The sequence below is a fragment of the Prosthecobacter sp. genome (genome assembly GCF_044378005.1).
Lineage (GTDB): Bacteria > Verrucomicrobiota > Verrucomicrobiia > Verrucomicrobiales > Verrucomicrobiaceae > Prosthecobacter.
Genome location: NZ_JBILYB010000298.1, coordinates 1 through 3,332, shown reverse-complemented (window position 1 = coordinate 3,332; position 3,332 = coordinate 1). Strand labels below are relative to the sequence as shown.

Here is a 3,332-nt window from a genome sequence, read left to right as displayed (position 1 = left end):
CCGAAGCGCATCGGCTTTCGGTTTCTGTTTTCTTTCCTCCTGCTCGCCATCCTCGAGCCGTTTGGTTTGTTCGGGCAACTGACGGGCCTCAGCCGGATCGGCGGGCAATGGGAGCGCTTGGTGAAGTGGATCGGGCAGCAGGTCTTCCAGGTGAAGATCACGGTGCTGCCAAATGGCAGCGGTGATACCACCTTCAACTACGTCGAGCTTGCTTGCTGGGTGGGCCTGTCTGTCGGCATCACAGTGCTGTGGACACTGCTGGATCGGAAACGCGCAGCCTACGTTTACCTGAACGAACTGCTGCGCCTGGTGGTGCGCGGCTATCTGGCGCTGACGTTGCTTAGCTATGGCATCAACAAGCTGGTGCCCATTCAGTTCGGTTCACTGCGATTGGCGGAGATGCTACAGCCCATCGGCGAGCAATCTCCCATGGGTCTGCTATGGCGCTTCATGGCCGCGTCTCCGGCTTATACGATGTTCACCGGATTCGCCGAGGTATTGTCCGCCTGCCTGTTGCTGTTTCGTCGCACCACGATGCTCGGTGCCCTGATCTGTGCGGGCGTGATGGCACATGTGGTGGTTCTAAACTTCTGCTACGATGTGCCCGTAAAGCTGTTCTCATCGAGACTGTTCCTGCTTAGTTTGCTATTGCTCGCACCTGATTTGAAGCGCCTGTGGCACTTCTTCATCCTGCATCAACCCGTCGAAGAGAAGATCTTTCCACCGCACTTTAAGTCTCGTGGGGCCAATACTGCGGCACTGGTTTCAAAAGTTGTCGTGCTTGTGCTCTACGTGACGATGGTGATTCTCAACACCACGCCAATGTGGCTGCCAAAACTAACAGGTGCGCCCAAAGCACCGCTGCATGGCATCTGGCTCGTTGATGAGTTCAAACGCGAAGCTCAAGTGCTTCCGCCCCTCTCCACGGACAAGCAAAGATGGAATCACCTCATCATCGAGGGCGTCCAATTTCCAGGCAGCGATGCAAGCATTATCGGAGTCATCACGCCGATGGCGGAGCTTTCCAAGGCTCGCTGGCAGCAATGCAAAATCGATGAAACCAAACACACCCTCACCCTCACGGCCTTCGACAAAAAGAAGGACCCGCCACCCTCCGCCGTGCTGACCTTCGCGCGCCCCAAGCCAGATCAACTCGTGCTCACCGGCACGAGCGATGGCAAACCCGTGGAAGTAAAACTGCACCGCATTCCCGACACCAAGTTCCCGCTCATCTCGCGTGGCTTCCATTGGATCAATGAATATCCGTTCTCACGTTGAAAGCACACCATACATCTCAATCGCTCACTGAAAAATTCGCCATCATCCACGAACTCTGGCGGCCATGGCGAGCCGGGGTCAGGGGGGAGCTTCGGCGTGGCGTTTTTCGCACGGATCGGCAGTGCGAAAATGAGGTCTCTGGAGGAATGGGATATGTCGGCGATGAGTCTCGAAAAAAAGTAGCATGAAACACACACTCCCCCTCTTCACCGCCCTGCTGCTCGCGCCACTCGCCGCGCTGCATTCCGCCGATCCGCCGGACACGAACTACGACGAGTCGAAAGTGCCCTCCTACACGTTGCCGGAGGCCCTCGTGTGTTTTGATGGGCAGGCGGTCGAAGATACGAAAAGGTGGCGGGAAAAGCGTCGGTCGGAGATCCTGCGCGCCTTCGCTGAGAACGTCTATGGCCGGATGCCAGAACTGAAGATGGAGCCTCGATACGAGATCACCGAAACGGACGCCCACGCGCTCGGCGGCCTCGCGACACGACAGCAGGTGACGATCCGTCTCTTCCCGGAGGCCGATGCGCCTCGGATGGACCTGTTGCTGCTCATCCCTAACGCCATCGCGAAGCCCGTGCCCGCCTTTCTCAGCCTCAACTACGGCAATCAAGGCGTTCATGACGATCCCGCCATCAGACCCTCGCGCGACACGAAGACCCAACGCGGCGAGAACGCCAGTCGCTGGCCGGTGGAGATGATTTTGAAACGCGGCTACGCGCTCGTGACCTTCGCGGGTGCGGACGTCGAGCAGGACAAACATGGCTCCGGCACCTTTGGGAAGCCGGACGCGTGGCGGCAGGGCGTGCGTGGATATGCGCTGCGCCAAGCAGGCCGCGCCGAACGCGCGGAGGACGACTGGGGCACCCTCGGCGCGTGGGCCTGGGGCTTGAGCCGCGCCTTGGATTATCTTGAAACCGTCGGCTCAATCGACGCAAAGAAGGTGGCGGTGATCGGCCACTCGCGCACCGGCAAGACCGCGCTGTGGGCGGCGGCGCAGGATGAACGCTTTGCCATCGCCATCTCGAACAACTCCGGTGCTGGCGGGGCGGCATTGGCCCGGCGGATTTTCGGCGAGGCGGTGACTCATTCGCCGGAGATCTGGTTCTGCCGGAACTACCGCCGGTTTGCCGGCAACGAAGCCGCGCTGCCCGTGGACCAGCACGAACTCATCGCCCTGATCGCCCCCCGCCCAGTCTATGTCGCCAGCGCCACCGAAGACCGCTGGGCGGACCCACGCGGCGAGTTTCTGTCCGCGCTGCATGCGGAGCCGGTTTATCGCCTGTTCGGTCTGCACGGCCTCGACGTGTCGGAAATGCCGGCTCCAGAGAGGCCCGTGGGTGATTCGGTCGGTTATCATCTGCGCAGCGGCCCACACGACATCACCAGTTACGACTGGCAGCAATATCTCAACTTCACCGACCGCCACTTCAAGACCCACTCCGGAACCAAGTAAATCCGATGCAACCCGCTCTCCCCTTACTCACCGCCCTGCTCACAGCCCTGCTGCTCGCACCGCTGGCCGCGCTGCGCAGTGCGGAGCCACCGCTCGTGCTCATCCTTTCTGGCCAGTCGAACATGGTAGGCGTTGGCCAGGCTGGTCAACTTTCCCCGGAGTGGCGCACACCGCCTGCGAATGTCACTCTCATGAACTGGGGCCGTCCGCAGCCGCTCGCCAGCGGCAGGATTGGTTCAGAGGTCACGCTGGCACACGCCTTGGCGCGCGCCATGCCCGGGCGCCAGATCGTGCTCTTCAAGGCCGCGCACGGCGGCACTTCACAACTGGTCTGGCAAGCTGAGCATGACCGCGCTCGCATCGACCGCTTGAACCTCGGCCACGACCAGCGCGCCGGACATGCCTACGCTCAGCTTGTCGCCGCGTGGAAGACGGCTTTTCCCGGCGGCGACATCAAACCGGCCGCCCTCCTCTGGATGCAGGGCGAGTCCGACGCCCGTGTGCCCGAGCTGGCGAAAGAATACCAGCAACACCTCACCAACCTCATCTCCTCACTCCGGCGCGATCTCGATGCGCCGCAAATGAAAGTTGTCATCGC

General features: G+C 61.0%; 3 protein-coding genes. All 3 read left to right on the top strand.

Annotated features, from left to right (window positions below):
• The coding region (locus AC6FTP_RS26425; RefSeq protein WP_497209888.1) for a hypothetical protein at positions 1 to 1,278 on the top strand (1,278 nt) is incomplete at its 5' end.
• 184 nt (positions 1,279 to 1,462) lie between these two features.
• Positions 1,463 to 2,734 carry an alpha/beta hydrolase family protein gene (locus AC6FTP_RS26420; RefSeq protein WP_497209887.1) on the top strand — a complete coding sequence of 424 codons (1,272 nt, stop codon included), beginning with the start codon at positions 1,463 to 1,465 and terminating at the stop codon, positions 2,732 to 2,734.
• 5 nt (positions 2,735 to 2,739) lie between these two features.
• On the top strand, positions 2,740 to 3,332 hold a 593-nt coding region (locus AC6FTP_RS26415), incomplete at its 3' end, for a sialate O-acetylesterase (RefSeq protein ID WP_497209886.1).